Source organism: Saccharopolyspora rosea (genome assembly GCF_025643595.1).
GTDB classification, from domain to species: Bacteria; Actinomycetota; Actinomycetes; order Mycobacteriales; family Pseudonocardiaceae; genus Saccharopolyspora; species Saccharopolyspora rosea.
Genome location: NZ_CP102826.1, coordinates 1,879,407 through 1,895,315 on the forward strand (window position 1 = coordinate 1,879,407; position 15,909 = coordinate 1,895,315).

18 protein-coding genes are annotated in these 15,909 nt (G+C 72.9%); 12 read left to right on the top strand and 6 right to left on the bottom strand.

Features of this window, described 5'->3' with window-relative positions; genetic code table 11:
• The first annotated feature begins 47 nt into the window (after nucleotides 1–47).
• Nucleotides 48–899, top strand: coding sequence for a helix-turn-helix domain-containing protein (locus tag NV263_RS09160; RefSeq protein WP_263252182.1), 852 nt, complete (start codon nucleotides 48–50; stop codon nucleotides 897–899).
• Entirely contained in the window at nucleotides 896–1,096 is a 201-nt protein-coding gene (locus NV263_RS09165) for a DUF397 domain-containing protein (RefSeq protein ID WP_263252184.1), read from the top strand. The genes NV263_RS09160 and NV263_RS09165 overlap by 4 nt, the downstream gene beginning before the upstream one ends.
• Before the next feature lie 76 nt (nucleotides 1,097–1,172).
• On the opposite strand, the gene NV263_RS09170 is transcribed toward NV263_RS09165, so the two are convergent.
• Entirely contained in the window at nucleotides 1,173–2,564 is a 1,392-nt protein-coding gene (locus NV263_RS09170; protein WP_263252186.1) for an MFS transporter, read from the bottom strand.
• Nucleotides 2,565–2,753: 189 nt separating this feature from the next.
• Between NV263_RS09170 and NV263_RS09175 the strand changes: the two genes are divergently transcribed.
• Entirely contained in the window at nucleotides 2,754–3,206 is a 453-nt protein-coding gene (locus NV263_RS09175; RefSeq protein ID WP_263252187.1) for an SRPBCC family protein, read from the top strand.
• Between the two features lie 79 nt (nucleotides 3,207–3,285).
• On the opposite strand, the gene NV263_RS09180 is transcribed toward NV263_RS09175, so the two are convergent.
• Nucleotides 3,286–4,404, bottom strand: coding sequence for a lactonase family protein (locus tag NV263_RS09180; protein ID WP_263252189.1), 1,119 nt, complete (start codon nucleotides 4,402–4,404; stop codon nucleotides 3,286–3,288).
• A 247-nt stretch (nucleotides 4,405–4,651) separates the two neighbouring features.
• Between NV263_RS09180 and NV263_RS30660 the strand changes: the two genes are divergently transcribed.
• Genes NV263_RS30660 through NV263_RS09190 form a run of 3 tightly spaced genes read left to right on the top strand, consistent with a single transcriptional unit; the run spans nucleotide 4,652 to nucleotide 6,560 of the window.
• Complete coding sequence (locus NV263_RS30660) at nucleotides 4,652–5,035, top strand: alkaline phosphatase family protein (protein WP_345601212.1); 384 nt, start codon at nucleotides 4,652–4,654, stop codon at nucleotides 5,033–5,035.
• Nucleotides 5,032–5,469 carry an alkaline phosphatase family protein gene (locus NV263_RS30665; RefSeq protein ID WP_345601211.1) on the top strand — a complete coding sequence of 146 codons (438 nt, stop codon included), beginning with the start codon at nucleotides 5,032–5,034 and terminating at the stop codon, nucleotides 5,467–5,469. Before NV263_RS30660 ends, NV263_RS30665 begins: the two co-directional genes overlap by 4 nt.
• Nucleotides 5,466–6,560 carry an alkaline phosphatase family protein gene (locus tag NV263_RS09190; RefSeq protein WP_263252191.1) on the top strand — a complete coding sequence of 365 codons (1,095 nt, stop codon included), beginning with the start codon at nucleotides 5,466–5,468 and terminating at the stop codon, nucleotides 6,558–6,560. The genes NV263_RS30665 and NV263_RS09190 overlap by 4 nt, the downstream gene beginning before the upstream one ends.
• Before the next feature lie 70 nt (nucleotides 6,561–6,630).
• Here NV263_RS09190 and NV263_RS09195 read toward each other — a convergent pair whose 3' ends face one another.
• On the bottom strand, nucleotides 6,631–8,217 hold the full coding sequence (locus NV263_RS09195; protein WP_263252193.1) for an N-acyl-D-amino-acid deacylase family protein: 1,587 nt from the start codon (nucleotides 8,215–8,217) through the stop codon (nucleotides 6,631–6,633).
• A 26-nt stretch (nucleotides 8,218–8,243) separates the two neighbouring features.
• Nucleotides 8,244–9,566: an amino acid deaminase gene (locus NV263_RS09200; RefSeq protein ID WP_263252195.1), complete on the bottom strand. Its 1,323-nt coding sequence runs from the start codon at nucleotides 9,564–9,566 to the stop codon at nucleotides 8,244–8,246.
• A 77-nt stretch (nucleotides 9,567–9,643) separates the two neighbouring features.
• On the opposite strand from NV263_RS09200, the gene NV263_RS09205 reads away from it, so the two are divergent.
• Both NV263_RS09205 and NV263_RS09210 read left to right on the top strand, forming a co-directional pair.
• Nucleotides 9,644–10,411, top strand: a complete 768-nt coding sequence (locus NV263_RS09205; RefSeq protein ID WP_263252197.1) for an IclR family transcriptional regulator — start codon at nucleotides 9,644–9,646, stop codon at nucleotides 10,409–10,411.
• Nucleotides 10,411–10,797, top strand: coding sequence for a RidA family protein (locus tag NV263_RS09210; protein WP_263252198.1), 387 nt, complete (start codon nucleotides 10,411–10,413; stop codon nucleotides 10,795–10,797). The genes NV263_RS09205 and NV263_RS09210 overlap by 1 nt, the downstream gene beginning before the upstream one ends.
• Nucleotides 10,798–10,818: 21 nt before the next feature.
• Here the strand turns inward: NV263_RS09210 and NV263_RS09215 are convergent, their stop codons facing one another.
• Nucleotides 10,819–11,457: a LysE family translocator gene (locus NV263_RS09215; protein WP_263252201.1), complete on the bottom strand. Its 639-nt coding sequence runs from the start codon at nucleotides 11,455–11,457 to the stop codon at nucleotides 10,819–10,821.
• 139 nt (nucleotides 11,458–11,596) lie between these two features.
• On the opposite strand from NV263_RS09215, the gene NV263_RS09220 reads away from it, so the two are divergent.
• From NV263_RS09220 to NV263_RS09235, 4 genes are read left to right on the top strand one after another with little or no spacing between them, the layout of a single operon-like run.
• Entirely contained in the window at nucleotides 11,597–13,141 is a 1,545-nt protein-coding gene (locus NV263_RS09220) for an ABC transporter substrate-binding protein (RefSeq protein ID WP_263252203.1), read from the top strand.
• Entirely contained in the window at nucleotides 13,138–13,815 is a 678-nt protein-coding gene (locus tag NV263_RS09225) for a class I SAM-dependent methyltransferase (protein ID WP_263252204.1), read from the top strand. The genes NV263_RS09220 and NV263_RS09225 overlap by 4 nt, the downstream gene beginning before the upstream one ends.
• The gene (locus tag NV263_RS09230; RefSeq protein ID WP_263252206.1) at nucleotides 13,812–14,753 is read left to right on the top strand and encodes an ABC transporter permease; all 942 of its coding nucleotides are present in this window, start codon (nucleotides 13,812–13,814) and stop codon (nucleotides 14,751–14,753) included. Before NV263_RS09225 ends, NV263_RS09230 begins: the two co-directional genes overlap by 4 nt.
• Nucleotides 14,750–15,514, top strand: coding sequence for an ABC transporter permease (locus NV263_RS09235; RefSeq protein WP_263252207.1), 765 nt, complete (start codon nucleotides 14,750–14,752; stop codon nucleotides 15,512–15,514). The genes NV263_RS09230 and NV263_RS09235 overlap by 4 nt, the downstream gene beginning before the upstream one ends.
• Here the strand turns inward: NV263_RS09235 and NV263_RS09240 are convergent.
• A complete protein-coding gene (locus NV263_RS09240; protein ID WP_263252208.1) occupies nucleotides 15,511–15,819 on the bottom strand; it encodes a DUF1844 domain-containing protein in 309 nt (102 codons plus the stop codon). The two genes, NV263_RS09235 and NV263_RS09240, sit on opposite strands and share 4 nt — an antisense overlap.
• Between the last annotated feature and the right edge of the window lie 90 nt (nucleotides 15,820–15,909).

The window sequence follows — 15,909 nt, forward strand, 5'->3', positions numbered from 1 at the left end:
CCCGGAACCCAGTGGAACGGATACACGGCTACCTCCAGTGAGTTGATGTGCCTGGCACCAGCGGAACCCCGAAAGCCCGCGCGCTCGGTGCCCGACTCCGCGAGGCGCGCAAGGCAGCTGGATTCACGGTGCGTGCACTCGCCGAAGAGTTGGACATCTCCCACAGCGCCATCTCGCGGTGGGAAACAGGCGCGAGATCGCCGAAACCGGAGGACGTTGCCTCCATCCTCGCGGCGACCCGCGTCAACGGCCAAGAACGTGCCGAGCTTCTCGAACTCGCCCGCAGCAGCAGCGATCCGCACTGGCTTTCCGTGCGGAGTGGTGACAGAGAACGGCAAATGGCGGCGCTACTCGATTTCGAGCGTCGAGCCAGCCACATCACGGACGTGTCGCCGCTGTTGATCCCCGGACTTCTCCAGACGGCCGACTACGCGCGGGCGATCATGGTCACTGGCGGTGTCCCGGCACACGAAGTCGAAACACGCGTGCTCGTGCGGGTCGGTCGGCGCGAGGTTCTGACGCGCCGCAACCCCGCTCAGCTTCTCGCCCTCGTGGGCGAGAACGCCATCCGCCAGCAGATCGGTGACCGGCAGGTGACGCTGGACCAGCTCCAGCACCTGCTCGATTTCGCGGAGCGTCCGAACATCGATATCAGGATCATCCCGTGCGCCACCGGCTGGCACCCGGCGCTCGAAGGTCCCTTCTTCCTGATCGACTTCGCGGACGAACGTCCGATCGTGCATCTGGAAAATCGCCGTGCAGCACTGTTCTTCCACGAAGAAGACGACGTCGAGGCGTACCGGAACGCCGTGGATAGTGTCCTACGGGTTGCGATGGACCCGGAGGAATCAGCCGAGTTCATCGCCGGTGTCGTACGTGAAGTGGAGGCAGACCGATGACAGCACGACAGGCGCCCGAAGGTTGGCGGAAGTCGACCCGCAGCAGCACGCAGACCAACTGCGTCGAGGTCGGTCGGGTCCGAGGCGGTGCGGCGGTGCGGGATTCGAAGGACCGGGCTGCCGGGTACTTCACGGCGACCGCCGGGCAGTGGCGGTCGTTCCTGGACGCCGTGAAGTCCGACCGGTTCGAGCGCTGAGCGACGGGAAGGCGCGGGCGTCCGCGCCTTCCCGCCGGTGCCCCACCACAGGTCATGCGCGCGCTCCGGGTTCCCGTCAGGTCCGCCGGGTGGCGCGCAGCACAGCGACGCCGCCCGCGATGCCGATGAACTCGACGACCAGCATCATCGCGAACGAGATCCGCAGGTGGGCGGTGAACGCCGCCGTGTTGAGCACCGATCCGAACACCGCCACGCCGATCAGCGCACCGGCCTGCCGGGCGGTGTTCTGCACCCCGGACGCGAGCCCGGCCCGCTCGGTGCCCACTGTGGACATCAGCAGTGACGTCAGCGCGGAGAACACCACGGTGCTCGCCCCGCCCGCCAGCAGCAGGCCCGCGCCCAGCAGGGGATACCCGGTGTGCGGGCCGGTGGTGCACAGCAGCGCCGTCCCGGTCGCGCAGCAGGCGAACCCGGCGACGAGCATCCGCGCGTGCCCGAAGCGCCGCGCCAGCGGCCGGTACAGCACCAGCGGAGCCAGCACGGGGCCGACGGTGAACGGCAGCAGCGCCACCCCGGCGGTCGACGGCGTCCAGCCCCGCACCTGCTGGAAGTACAGCGACATCGCGAACAGCGCCCCGTAGAACAGAAATCCCATGAACAGCGCGGAGGCCACCGCCACCGCCCGCACCCGATCGGCGAGGAACGACGGCGGGAGCAACGGCGCGGCGACGCGTCGTTCCACCACGGCGAAAACCGCTCCGGCAGCCACCCCGGTGACCAGCAGCGCCGCCGTCACCGGCGAGGTCCACCCGGCCGCCCCGCCGCTGATCAACCCGCCGGTGATCAGCCCCAGTCCCACCGCGGCCAGCAGCTGTCCGGCGCGGTCGACCTGGGAGCGCTGTCGCGGTGTTTCGGTCACACCGGCCCGCACCAGCGCGGCGGCGGCGATGCCGATGGGCAGGTTGAGCAGGAAGATGCTGCGCCAGCCCAGGGCGTCGATGAGGACTCCGCCGACGAACGGGCCGACGGCCATCGCGCCCGCTCCGATCGCCACCCAGACCACCGTGGCCCGCTCCCGTCGCGGTCCGGCCGGGAACAGGTGCGGCACCAGGGCCAACGTGGCGGGCAGCAGTCCCGCCGCGCCCAGGCCCTGCACCGCGCGTGCCGCGACCAACACCGCCGTGCTGTCCGCCGCCCCGCACGCCGCGGAGGACGCGGTGAACACCCCCAGCCCGGCCAGCAGGAGCCGCCGGTGCCCGAGCCGGTCTCCCAGCGCTCCGGCGGTGAGCAGCAGCCCGGCCAGCACCAACGTGTAGGCGTTGAGCACCCGCTGCGCCCCGGGCATCGTGCTGCCCAGGTCGCTCCGGAGGGCCGGTACCGCGACGTTGAGCACGCTGCCGTCCAGGATGATCGCGAAATATCCCAGGCAGATACCGGCGAAACCGATCCGGCTCCGCCCGGCCTGCGTCCGGTCGGCCGCCGGGGCGGACGTCGACGTGGTTGGCATGGCAGCCCTTCCCCAGTGTTTCCCAAAATATGGACGTTGGCGCCCAATCTGTGAGAGGAATGCTAGGGGTCGGGTCATCGGGATCGCAAGTGGCATCCGCCGACCTCAGGTGTCCGAACAGGACAGTCCGCGCGCGTTGGCGTTGCTTCGGTGCCCTCTTCGTGACCTTCCGGCGTTACGTTCGGCCGCATGGCTGACAACGAGCTTTCCGTGTCGAGCAGCATCGTGGTCCACGCGGCGCCGGAGGTGGTGTTCGCGGTGCTGGCCGATCCGCGCGAGCATCCCGTCATCGACGGTTCCGGGAGCGTGCGGCAGGAGATCAACGGTCCGGAACGGCTCCAGCTGGGGTCCCGGTTCGGGATGCGGATGAGCAAATCCGTCGGGTACCGCGTGACGAACCGGGTCGTGGAGTTCGAGGAGAACCGGCGGATCGCGTGGCGGAACCTGCTGCCCGCGGTCTGGCGGTACGAGCTGGTGCCGGAGCGGGAGTCGGCGACGCGGGTGACCGAGACCTTCGACTACTCGCGGATGCCGCTGGCCGCGAGGTTCGGCCGGACCAAGCTGGCCAGGGACAACCACCGGTCCATCGAGGAGACGTTGCAGCGGCTCAAGGCGCACGTCGAGGGTGCGGAGCGGTCCTGACTCGCCCGGCGTCGGCGTCCGACCACCCGGACCTGGGCATACATGAGTCGGGGCTCCCGGAGCACTTCCGAAACACTCCCTACCCGTGGAAGGTGATGGCCGCGACCGACGGGCAGTCGTAGCGGTCGGGGCTGGGGGAGAGCGCGCCGCTGTCGGGATCGCGGGACAGCCGCGTGATGGTGCCGGAACGCTGGTTGGCCACGTACAGCGACGTCTCCTCCGGGGCGAGCGCGAAGTGGCGCGGCCAGTTCCCGCCGGCTGGCGTGTTCCCGATCGGTCGCAGCCCGGGGCCGTCCACCGCGAACACCGCGATGTCGTCGTCGCCCCGGTTCGAGGCGTGCACGAAGCGACCGTCGCGCGAGACCGCGATCTCGCCGGGGTAGTTCTCCCCGGACGCGCCGTCCCGGCGGGTTCCGACCACGAGGCCGGGCGTGAGGCGTCCGTCCTCGGCGTCCCACGCGAGGACGGTGACCTCGGACCGCAGTTCGGCGACGAGGTAGGCGCGTTCGGCGTCCGGGTGGAAGACCAGGTGTCGCGGGCCGGTTCCGGTGGGCAGCTGGAGGTGTTGGTGTTCGGTGAGCTCGCCGGTGCCGTGGTCCAGCGCGTACACGAACACCGAGTCGTCACCGAGGTCGACGGAGATGACCCAGCGCTTGCTCGGGTCGACGACGACCTGGTGCGCGTGCGGCTCGGACCCGGGATGTCGCACCAGATCGGTGGATTCGCCGATGCTGCCGTCGGCGTCGCGGCGGTGCACCACGACGCTGCCGTCGGTGTAGTTGGCGGTGAACAGGAAGTCGCCGTCCGGGTGCACCGCGAGGTGCGTCGGCCCCGCGCCGCGCGTGCTCCGGCTGTTGAGCACGCGCGGCCGGTGGCCGGTGACCTCGATCGCGGTGACCGAGCCGTCGGGGCGTTCGTTGGTGACGTAGACGAAGCGGTGGTCCGGCGACCAGGCGAAGAACGACGCGTCCGGCACCCCGTCCACCACGCCCGCGGACTCCAGTGCGCCCGACGGCGCGCGGCGCGCGATCTCCAGTCCGCGCCCGGCCGGGTTCGACGACGTGTAGCTGCCGATGAGCGCCAGCAACCCCCGCGGCCGCGCCGCGACCGCTCCGCCGCTGCCCGGCGCGGCCGTGGGCGCCGTTGCCGCGCCGACGGCGGACAGGCCGACCGCGGTCAGGAAACTGCGACGCATCATGTCTGCCAAGGCTCTTCTCCCGGTTCGCTGGTCAGGGGCGACGACAGTCTGCCGCGCTCACCGGCAGTGGACTAGACCAAAACGGCGTAGTTGTCCTCCCGGTGAACCCGCGACGAACTGTTCCGCGTCCACCCGTGGCATCGGCAACAGGCGAATTCTTCCGGCCGCCGACGGGCGGATATCAACAGCACCGTGACACCCACGCGCAGGCAGTTCCTGGCACGGCGGGGCCGCACCGCACTGGACGGTGTGCGACAGGTACTTCTCGGCGATCATGGCCGAGACCTACCCCAACCGCTTCTACCAGCACGCCGCGCAGACCGACCGCATCCACAACTCGACCGCCACCTGCACCCTGCCGACGATCTGGGACCGGCTCGCCGCCGCCGGGCTGCGCGGGCGGTACTACTACGTCGACGCACCATTCACCGCGCTGTGGGGCGGGAAGTACCTGCCGATCAGCCACCCGTACACGTCGTTCCTCGCCGACTGCGCGTCCGGGGACCTGCCGGAACTGTCCTTCGTGGACCCGAAGTTCCTCGACGAGGGCACCGGGACGTCGGCCGACGACCACCCGCACGCTGACATCCGGCCGGCCAGTCGTTCCTCAACCAGGTCTACGAGGCCGTGACGTCCAGCCCGGCGTGGGCTCGGACCATGCTGGTCATCAACTACGACGAATGGGGCGGGTTCTACGACCACGTGGCCCCGTCGGTGGCGCCCGACGCGCACCCGGAGTGGGGGCTGCGCGGATTCCGCACGCCGTGCCTGGTCATCTCGCCCCGCGCGCGCCGCGGGTACGTCGCGCACGACGTCTACGACCACACCTCGGTGCTCAAGGCCGTCGAATGGCGGTGGAACCTCCCACCGCTGACACCGCGCGACAGCGCGGCGCGCAACCTCGCCGAGGTCCTCGATTTCACCGCTCCCGCCGACCTGTCGGCACCGCGCTGGCCCGTACCCCAGGTCACCGGTGCACCCTGTGGGGCGGGGTCGACCGCTGACTACGAGCAGTGGCGCGCCCTGCGGGATCTCGCCCACCAGGAAGGGTTCCCCCTGCCATGACGACCGGACGTTCCCTCTTCGCCGCCGGACTGGCCCTGCTCACCGCACTCGTCGTCGCCGTGACGAGCAGCGGCGACGACGCCCGGGCCGCCGCCCCGCCGCCCGTGGGGCACGTGTTCGTGATCAACCTGGAGAACAAGGGCTTCGACGAGACCTGGGGCCCCGACTCGAAGGCCCCCTACCTGAGCCGGACCCTGCGCGCGCAGGGCAACCTGCTCACCCAGTACTACGGCACCGCGCACAACAGCCTCGGCAACTACCTCGCCCAGATCTCCGGCCAGGGACCGAACGCCGAGACGCAGGCCGACTGCCAGACCTACTCGCCCTTCCGGCAGACCGGCACGGCCGCTCCCGGGCAGGCCGTCGGCCAGGGCTGCGTGTACCCGTCGTCGGTGCCCACGCTGGCCGGTCAGCTCACCGGTTCCGGCCGCACCTGGAAGGGGTACATGGAGGACATGGGCACGCCGTGCCGGCACCCGCGGCTCGGCGCGGTCGACGACACGCAGCAGGCCCGGGTCGGCGACCAGTACGCCGCCCGGCACAACCCGTTCGTCTACTTCGCCTCGATCACCGGCTCGCCGGAGTGCGCGGCCGACGACGTGGACCTGTCCGCGCTGCCGCGGGACCTCCAGCAGGTGCGGACGACGCCGACGCTGTCCTACATCACGCCCGACCTGTGCGACGACGCGCACGACGCGCCGTGCGTCGACGGCCGCCCGGGAGGTCTGGCCTCCGCCGACGAGTGGCTGCGGACCTGGGTGCCGAAGATCCTGGCTTCCCCGGCGTACCAGCAGGACGGGATGCTGATCGTCACCTTCGACGAGTCGGACGGGCCCCAGCAGGACTCCGGCGCCTGCTGCGGCGAGGGCCCGGGGCCGAACGCGCCGCTGCCCGGCATCACCGGTCCCGGCGGTGGGCGCACCGGCGCGCTGGTGCTGTCCAAGCACGTCAGGCCCGGCAGCACCAGCGACACCCCTTACAACCACTACTCGCTGCTGGCCAGCATCGAGGACCTGTTCGCGCTGCCGCGCCTCGGCTACGCGGGGTCCCCGGGGCTGACCCCCTTCGGCGCCGACGTCTACAACGCCTGACCGCCGATCCGGCGGGCGGGACCGCAACCCCGCCCGCCGGTCAGCCGATGACCGAGGAGCAGGAGAGGTGTCAGGGGCGCTTGCGCAGCGCCCGCCCGGGCAGCGCGTCGGTGCGGCGGCCGTCGTCGATCACCGGCACGCCGTTGACGAGCACGTGGGGGATCCCGGCGGGTTGGCGCCGGGGTTCGTCGAAGGTCGCGGTGTCGGCCACCGCATCGGGGTCGAACAGCACCAGGTCGGCGGCGAATCCCTCGCGCACGCGTCCCCGGTCGGTCAGGCCGAGGCGGTCGGCGGGCCGGGAGGTCAGGTGCCGCACGCATTCCTCCAGGCCGAGCACGCCCAGTTCGCGGACGTAGTGGCCGAGGTAGCGCGGGAAGGTGCCCCAGGCGCGGGGATGCGGGCGGGAGCCGACGAGCAGCCCGTCGCTGCCGCCGGTGTGCACGCGGTGGCGCATGATCGCCCGCACGTTCTCCTCGTGGCCGACGTGCATGAGGCACGAACTGCCCAGTTCCTCGGACACCAGGACGTCGAGGTAGAACTCGGTCGGTTGCGCGCCCGCCGCGCGGGCGGATTCGGCGACGCTGCGGCCGACGAGCCGCTCGTTGTCCGGGCGCACCACGCCGTTGATCTCGATGGTGTCCCAGTCGACGGGGACGCCGTGGCAGCCGTCGGAGCCCTCGACCTCCAGCGCGGTGCGGATCCGCCGCCGCTGCGCCGGGTCGCGCAGGCGTTCCAGCGTCGCCTCGACGCCGCCCTCGGTGGCCCAGCTGGGCAGCAGCGCGTGCAGCGACGTGCTGCCGGGCAGGTAGGGGTAGCTGTCCAGGGTGATGTCGCAGCCGCCGTCCAGCGCTTCGTCCAACATGGACAGCAGGTCGGCGGCTTTCCCTTCGTTGACGCCGAAGTTCATGGTCGCGTGGGCCAGGTGCAGGGGGCAGCCGGAGTCGCGGCTGACCCGGATCATCTCCGCGTAGGCGTCCAGCGCGCCGGCGCCGTAGCTGCGGTGGTGCGGGCTGTAGTAGCCGCCGTGCGCCGCCACGACCTCGCACAGCGCGGTGAGTTCGGCGGTCGAGGCGTACATCCCGGGCGTGTAGGTCAACCCGGAGGACATGCCGAAGGCGCCTTCGCGCAGCGACCGCGCGAGCACCTCGCGCATCCGGTCGAGCTCGGCGCCGGTCGGCGGGCGGTCGTCGCTGCCCATGCACAGCATGCGCAGCGTGCCCTGGGGCACCAGGTAGGCGGCGTTGACGGCGATGCCGGTGTCGAGCCGGTCGAGGTAGTCCGCGACGCTGCGCCAGTTCCAGTCGAATCCGGGCGGATCACCGTTCCACCCGGCCAGTTGCGCGCGCAGCGCGGCCAGCGCCGCGTCGTCCACCGGGGCGTAGGACAGGCCGTCCTGCCCCAGCACCTCCAGGGTCACGCCCTGCGAGACCTTCGCGAGGTGGTCGGGTTCGGCGAGGATCCGCAGGTCGGAGTGCGAGTGCATGTCGACGAAGCCGGGGCACAGCGCCAGCCCGTCGGCGTCGATCGTGCGCCTGCCGGACAACCGCCCGGGTTCGTCGATCGCGGCGATGCGTCCACTGTCGACACCGACGTCGGCCCGCCGGGCCGGACCGCCGTCGCCGTCGATGACGCGAGCGCCGCGGACCGCGATGTCCATGGCACAACCCCTTCCGCGCCGGTGGATCAGAAGAAGGTGCGAACCAGATCGACCACGGTGTCCCCGTCGACGACCGGGATCAGCGGCCACTTGTCGAAGACCGTGCACGGGTGCGACAGGCCGAAGCCGACCCAGTCGCCGATCCGCGGGACCTCGCTGTCCGGGACCGCCAGGAACGCGTGCTGGTCGGCCAGCTCGGTCACCCGGCAGGAATGCAGTTCGCGCACCGCGCCGTCGGAGCCCCGGACCACCTGCGGCTCCGGCAGGTCCTGGTCGAACGACGCGTCGCGGCGGCCCATGGTGACCAGCGCGAGCCCCGGCTCCGGCCGGGAGATCACCTGCGCCCACAGCCGCATCGCGGGCCGGAACGGCGGTTCGTCCCCGGCCAGCCGGTGCTGTCGGCCGAACGGTGAGCGGACGCGGTAGAAGCCGTCGTCGTGCACCACGTAGGCGCCGCTGCGCAACACCGGGACCACCGGCAGATCGCCGGGCCACGGCCCGGCCAGCGCCTCGGCGACCTGGTCGAAGTAGGCGCTGCCGCCGCTGGTCACGATCACCTGGTCGAGCCCGGCGAAGTACCCGGCGCGCGCCAGGTCCACCACCAGCTCGCGGGTCCCGGACAGGTAGGAGTCCACAGTGGAGAGATCGTGCTCGGTGACGTCGTGCACCACGGCGCCCTCGTACCCGGCGACGCCGACGAGGCGGAGCATCGGACTGGTCGCCACCGCGTCGGCCACCTCGCGGGCCCCGGCGAGGTCGCGCACGCCGGTGCGGCCGCCCGCGGCGCCGAGTTCGACCAGCACGTCGACCTGTCGCGACGCACCCGCCCGGGCCAGCGCCTCGGCCATCAGGTGCGCACCGCGGACCGAGTCGACCAGGCAGCAGAACTCGAAGTCCGGGTCGCGGTCCAGCTCGCCCGCCAACCAGGCCAGCCCGGCCGGGTCCACGAGCTGGTTCGCCAGCAGGATCCGCCGCACGCCGAACGCCCGGTACACGCGCAGCTGGCTGGCGGTGGCCGCGGTGATGCCCCACGCGCCGTGCGCCAGCTGGTGCTGGAACAGGCGCGGAGCCATGGTGGTCTTGCCGTGCGGGGCCAGTCGGATCCCGTGCCGCGAGCACCAGTCGGCCATGGTGCGCAGGTTGTGCTCCATGGCCGGGCGGTCGAGCACCAGCAGCGGACCGACGAAACCGGCGTCGGAAAGGCGTGGTCGACCGGCGAGGAACTCGCCGACCGTGCGGCCGAACGCCTCGGCGGGCATGCCCTTGAAGCGCCAGTCGATGACCTCGTCGTGGAGGGCGCGCACCGCCGCGTCGTCGATACCGGGCACCGGTTCCTCCGCATTGCGCATCTTGCAACGGTAGTTGCATCATGTGGTTTGTACGTGTGTACCATTCCACCCGCAGGGCGTCAACGGAAGGGGGCCCGGTGAGCCAGAGCCTGGAACGCGGTTTGACCGTGCTGACCGAACTGGCGGCCGGACCGCAGACCCTCGACCAGCTCGCGCACCGGCTCGGCGTGCACAAGTCGACCGCGATGCGGCTGCTGCGCACGCTGGAGGCGGGGCGGTTCGTCCGCCGCGCGGACGTCCACCACTACCGGCTCGGCAGCGCCCTGTTCGACCTCGCGCACCGCGCCCTGGAGGACCTCGACGTGCGCGGCGTCGCACGCCGCCACCTCGACGCGCTCGGCGAGGTCACCGGGCACACCGTGCACCTGGCGACGCTCGACGACGACCAGGTCGTCTACATCGACAAGGTGGACAGTCGGCACCCGGTGCGGATGTACTCCCGCATCGGCCGCCGCGCCCCGCTGCACTGCACGGCGGTGGGCAAAGCGCTGGTCGCCGACTGGCCCGCGCAACGGCGGCGGCAGCTCGCCGAACGGCTCGGCTACCCGCCGCTGACCGCGCGCACCATCACCTCGGCCGAGGCGTTCCTGGCCGAGCTGGACCGGGTGAGCGCCCTCGGCTACGCGGTCGACCGCAACGAGCACGAGGACTTCATCCACTGCATCGGCGCGCCGATCCGCAACGACCGCGGCGAGGTCGTGGCCGCGGTGTCGCTGTCGGTGCCCGACGTGCTGCTGGACTTCGACGGGCTGCTCGGCTTCGTCGACGAACTGCTGCGCACCGCCGAGGCGATCTCCGCCGAGATGGGGTGGCAGCGCACAACCCCCGACAGGAAGGAACCCTGATGTCCCGGACCGTGGTCAGCACCGACAACGCCCCCAAGCCGCCCGCGAACATCCCGCTGTCCCAAGGCATCCGCAAGGGCGGTCTCCTGCAGGTCTCCGGGCAGACCGCGGTGAACCCCGAGACGGGCAAGCTCGTCGAGGGCGGCGTCGCCGAGCAGACCGAGCAGGCCCTGCGCAACGTGATCGCGATCCTTCAGGCCGACGGCGCCTCGCTGGACGACGTCGTGATGCTGCGCGTCTACCTCACCGACACCGCGCACTTCCAGGAGATGAACGACACCTACGCCCGCGTGGTCGGCGAACCGTTCCCGGCGCGCACCACCGTCTACGTCGGACTGCCCGAGGGGCTGCTCGTCGAGATCGACGCGCTCGCCGTCCGCGACTGACGCACCGGTCGCGGTGGCCGGTCACTCCCGGCGGCCGGTCACCGCGACCGACAGGCCCAGGCCGATCATGCTGAAACCGCCCAGCCGCTGCACCAGCGCCATGCGGCGCGGAGCGCGCGCCACCCAGTCCCGGGCGGTCGCCGCGAACAGCCCCCACGTGCTGTCGGACAACAGCGCGATCCCGGCCGGGATGAGGCCGAGCAGCAGCATCTGCACCGGCACCGGCCCGGCGTGGACGTCGACGAACTGCGGAACCACGGCGGTGAAGAACACGAACGTCTTGGGGTTGGTCAACCCGACCACGAACCCCTCCCGCACCGTGCGCGCACCACTGCGGACGGGTTCGGGCTCCGGCAGCGTCGACAACGCCGCGGGAGCCGCGCGCACCGCCTTGATCCCCAGGAAGACCAGGTACGCCGCGCCCGCGAACTTCACCGCGGTGAACGCCATCGCGGACTCCTGGACGACCGTCCCCACGCCCAGCGCGACCGCGACCACCACCGCGTAGCTGCCCAGCGCGTTGCCCACGACCGTCCGCAACGCGGTCCCGCGCCCGTGCGCGAGCGCGCGCCCGACGACGAACAGCACGCTCGGACCGGGCACGGCGATGATCACGAAGGACACCGCCGCGAACACCAGCAGCCGATCCACCGACACCATCCGGAACCTCCTGATTTCTCGCGGTCATCGTTGCGGTCGGCGAGCCGTGGCACAAGGCACTTCCGGCGCGGGCGCCCCGGGGGGCTTCGCCCGTTGTGCGAGAATCTCGTTCGCATTCCTAATTGCAAGGAGGTGGCAGTTGCACTGCCTGCGACGGTGGTGGGCGGTCCTCGCGCTGGCCGGGGTGTTGCTGGCCGGTTGCGGATTCAGCGGATCCGGCTCCGGGGCGGACGCGCTCAAGATCGCGATCGGCATCCCGCCGCGGTCCGGCTGGTCACCGGCCTCCGACGACGCGTACATCCTCATGCGGTTGGGCGTGACCGAGACGCTCACCCGAGTCACCCCGGACGCGGTGGACGGCGGCGGGCAGCGCCTCGACGGGCGGGCGGAACCGGGACTGGCCACCTCCTGGCGGCAGGACTCGCCGCGGCAGTGGACCTTCACCCTCGTCGACGGCGCCCGGTTCCACTCCGGAGCCCCGGTGACCGCGCAGGCCGCCGCCGACTCGATCAACCGCGTCCTGCACGACCCGGCGCCGCCCCGCGCCCTGCGCGGCGCGGTCGAGGGCGCCGAAGCACCCGACCCGCGCACCCTCGTGGTGCGCACCACCGGCCCGGACCCGATCCTGCCGCTGCGGCTGGGCTCGGCCACCGCCGCCGTCCTCGACCCCGCCGCCGTGCGGCCCGACGGCCGCATCGACCTGACCAGGGGAGCGGGCACCGGGCCCTTCGAGGTCACCGGCACCGGCGGAGTCCAGGGGCTCCACCTGCGCCGCTTCGACCAGTACCGGGGCGGACCCGCGAAGATCGAACGCGCCGACGTCCGCTTCGTCGAGGACGCCTCGGCCCGGGTGAACGGGCTGCGCAGCGGCGAGTTCGACCTCGTCGACAAGGTGCCGACCGCGCGGCTGGACGCCGTCCGCTCCGACCCCCGGCTGCGGCTGTCCGCAGTGGACCTGCCGCGCACCACCGCGCTGCACGTCGACACCGCCGCCGGTCCGTTCGCCGACGAGCGGGTGCGCCGGGCCGCCGCGCTGGCCGTCGACCGCCGCGGCCTGGTGGACGGCGTCCTGCACGGCGCCGCCACCCCGGCGAGCCACCACTTCGGCCCCGCCGCGCCGTGGGGCTCGCGGACCCCGCCGCGCCCGGCTGATCCGGACGCGGCCCGCCGCCTGCTCACCGAGGCGACCGGCCCCGGCCCGGTGCCGATCACGCTCGGCGTCTACCCGGAACGCCCCGACCTGCCCGCCGCGGCGACCGCGCTCGCCGACGAACTGGACCGCGTCGGGTTCGCGGTGCGCATCGTCTCCGAGCCGGCGGCCCAGCTGGAGCCGAAGATCCTGTCCGGGCAGCTCGACGCCGCCGTGTACTCGCGCAACCAGATGGCCGACGTCCCGGACGTCGCCGGCTACCTGACCAGCGATTTCAGCTGCCGGGCCACCTTCGGCCTGGACCACTTCTGCGACCCGGAGCTGGACGCCCTGGTCCAGGGGCTGAGCGCGGTCACCGACCCGGCGCAGCGCGCCGAGGTCTTCCGCCGGGCCGACGACCTGCTCACCGATCGCGTCGCCGGCATCCCGCTGTTCCACGAACGCCAGCACCTCGCGCACTCCGCCGACGTGCGCGGCGTCCCCGCCGACCCGCTGGAGCACGTGCTGCTCACCGTGGAGGTGACCAAGCGATGACCGCCGCACCGCGATCCGTCGTGTCCTACTGGAACGGCCGCGCCCGCGCCGGTTACGACGCGCAACCCGGCCAGGACCCCGTCCGCGACGTGTGGTCGGCGCGGATCACCCCGCTGATCGCCGACGCCGTCGGTGCGCGCGCCCGGATCCTCGACATCGGGTGCGGTACCGGATTCCTCGCCCGCATCCTGGCCGCCGCCGGTCACCGGGTGACCGGCCAGGACGTCTCGCCCGGGATGCTGGAGGTCGCCGCCGAGCGCGCCGCCGAGGAGCACCTGCGGGCCGACTGGCGGGTCGGGGAGGCCGAACGGCCCCCGGAAGGGCCGTTCGACGCCGTGGTCACCCGCAACGTGCTGTGGACGCTGCCCGCCCCGGACCGCGCCGTGCGGCGGTGGCTCGACGTGCTGCGGCCGGGCGGCCTGCTGCTGGTCAGCGACGGTCGGTGGGGTGTGGCCGAGGTCGGTGACGACGTGGTGCGGCGGCGCTTCGACGACTCCTACGCCGAGGCGTCGGCGGCGCTGCCGCTGTCGGAGGGGCTGGACTTCACCACCTGCGCCGCGCTCGTGGAACGCGCCGGGTTGGTCGACGTCACCGACCGCACCGCCCTGTTCGACCGCGTGCCCTACCCGAGCGCGCCCGGGTTCTTCCTGCTGACCGCCCGCGCACCCCGGTGAGGGGGTCGGCGCTGCTGCGACTGGCACTGAGCCCGCTGGTGCTGGTCGCGATCGTGCTCGTCGCGATGCTGCTGCCCGAGCTGACCGGGGTGGATTCGGCGCGCAGCGTGCTCGCCGTCCGCTACGCCGACGCCGACCCCGACCCGCGGGTGATCGCGGCGATCCGGGCCGATCTCGGCCTCGACCGCCCGCTCTGGCAGCGGCTCGTCGAACGGCTCGGACGGCTGTGCACCGGCCGGTTCGGCACGTCCTGGGTGTCCGGCGACCCGGTGGGCGCGCAGCTCGGCCGCGCGTTCCAGGTGTCGCTGAGCATCATGGTCACCGCGCTGGTGGTGTCGTTCGCGGTCGGCTGCGCGGCCGGGCTGCTGGCGGCGCGGCGTCCGGGCGCGGTGGCGGACCGGGTGGTGAGCGCGTGCAACCGGCTGGCCTCGGCGGTCCCGGAGTTCGCGCTCGCCCCGGTCCTGGTCGCGGTCTTCGCCGTCGGCCTGCACCTGCTGCCCAGCTCCGGCTGGCGCGGTCCGGCGAACCTGGTGCTGCCGGTCGCCTCGCTGGTCCCGGTGCTCGCCGCACCGGTCGCCGCGGTCGTGCGGACCCAGGCGGCCGCGCTGCGCGGGGAGAACTTCGTCGCCGCGGCCCGGGCGCGCGGCATCGGCGAGTTCCGGCTGTGGACCCGCCACATCGCCCGGCCCGCGCTGCCCGCCGCGCTGTCGCTGGTCACCTACAAGGCGGCGGGCATGATCGCCGGGACCGCGGCCGTCGAGACGGTCTTCGACATCCCGGGCCTGGGGCGTACCGTGGTCGACGCGGTGCGGGCCCAGGACATCCCCGTGGTGCAGGCCGGATTGGTCGTCGCGGCCGCCGTGGCGCTGTTCGTCGGCGCGGTCGGCGACGCACTGCACCTCGTGGTCGACCCGCGGTCGCGGGGTGGTGCCGCGTGAGACGCGCGTGGCCGGGCCTGCTGGGCGCGGTCCTGCTGGTGCTGCTGGTGCTCGGGCTCACCGGTGACCCGCTGGCCACCGACACGCGGGACGTCCTGCGGCCCCCGTCGACCGGCCACCTGCTGGGCACCGACGAACTGGGCCGCGACGTGCTCGCCCGCCTCGCGCACGGCGCGCTGGCGACGCTGGGCACGGCCGGTGCCGCGCTCGCGGTCTCCGCGGTGGTCGGGCTCGCGGTGGGGGCGGCGACGGGCTGGCGCGGCGGTCGCGGCGCCGCGGTGGTGCGGGCCCTGGTGGACGTCGCGGCCGCCGTGCCGCCGCTGCTCGTCGCCCTGGTCGCCGGACTGGTCGCGGGGCCGGGCCGGACCACGCTGCTGCTGGCGATGGTCGCGGTCGGCTGGCTGCCGTTCGCCCGCCAGGCCGACGCGCTCACCGCCGCGCTGCGCACCCGCCAGTGGGTGCTCGCGCACCGCGCGCTCGGCGCCGGGACCGCCCGGATCTGGACGCGCTCGCTGCTGCCGGAACTGCTGCCCACGGCCGGTTCTCTCGCGCTGCTCCGCGTTCCGGCGCTGGTCAACACGGTGGCCGCGCTCGGATTCCTCGGTCTGGGCACACCCCCGCCAGCACCGGAGTGGGGAGCCATGATCGCCGCGTCGGTCGACCACCTCGGCGCCGCGCCGTGGCTGCTGGCCGCCCCGGTGGTGGCCCTGGTCGCGGTGCAGACCCTGGTGTCCGCGCTGCCGCGCGATGACGGGTCCTAGTGCACCGGGCCGGTGTACTTCTCGCCCGGGCCCTGGCCGGGCGGGTCCGGCACCGCGGAGGTCTCGCGGAAGGCGCGCTGGAGGGTCTGCAGCCCGTCGCGCAGCGGAGCCGCGTGCGGTCCGAGGTACTCGACCGACGCGGTCACCAGGCCCGCCAGGGCGGTGATGACGCGGCGCGCCTCGTCCAGGTCGCGCTCCGGCGCGGTGTCCGGGTCGTCCGCGGCCAGCCCGAGCTTCTCGGCCCCGGCCGACAGCAGCATCACCGCTGCCCGGCTGATGACCTCGACGCTGGGAACATCCGCCATCTCGCGCACGTTGAAAGTCTCGTCCGCGTCGTGTGCCGGCTCGGTCGAACCGACCGCCGGGTCGCTCGGGTACGGGGTTGGCTGCGGTTC

Coding starts and splice junctions, on each gene's coding strand:
- NV263_RS09165 (WP_263252184.1), top strand. CDS start 896: ATGACAGCACGACAGGCGCCCGAAGGTTGGCGGAAGTCGACCCGCAGC.
- NV263_RS09170 (WP_263252186.1), bottom strand. CDS start 2,564: ATGCCAACCACGTCGACGTCCGCCCCGGCGGCCGACCGGACGCAGGCC.
- NV263_RS09175 (WP_263252187.1), top strand. CDS start 2,754: ATGGCTGACAACGAGCTTTCCGTGTCGAGCAGCATCGTGGTCCACGCG.
- NV263_RS09180 (WP_263252189.1), bottom strand. CDS start 4,404: ATGATGCGTCGCAGTTTCCTGACCGCGGTCGGCCTGTCCGCCGTCGGC.
- NV263_RS09190 (WP_263252191.1), top strand. CDS start 5,466: ATGACGACCGGACGTTCCCTCTTCGCCGCCGGACTGGCCCTGCTCACC.
- NV263_RS09195 (WP_263252193.1), bottom strand. CDS start 8,217: ATGGACATCGCGGTCCGCGGCGCTCGCGTCATCGACGGCGACGGCGGT.
- NV263_RS09200 (WP_263252195.1), bottom strand. CDS start 9,566: ATGCGCAATGCGGAGGAACCGGTGCCCGGTATCGACGACGCGGCGGTG.
- NV263_RS09210 (WP_263252198.1), top strand. CDS start 10,411: ATGTCCCGGACCGTGGTCAGCACCGACAACGCCCCCAAGCCGCCCGCG.
- NV263_RS09215 (WP_263252201.1), bottom strand. CDS start 11,457: ATGGTGTCGGTGGATCGGCTGCTGGTGTTCGCGGCGGTGTCCTTCGTG.
- NV263_RS09225 (WP_263252204.1), top strand. CDS start 13,138: ATGACCGCCGCACCGCGATCCGTCGTGTCCTACTGGAACGGCCGCGCC.
- NV263_RS09240 (WP_263252208.1), bottom strand. CDS start 15,819: ATGGCGGATGTTCCCAGCGTCGAGGTCATCAGCCGGGCAGCGGTGATG.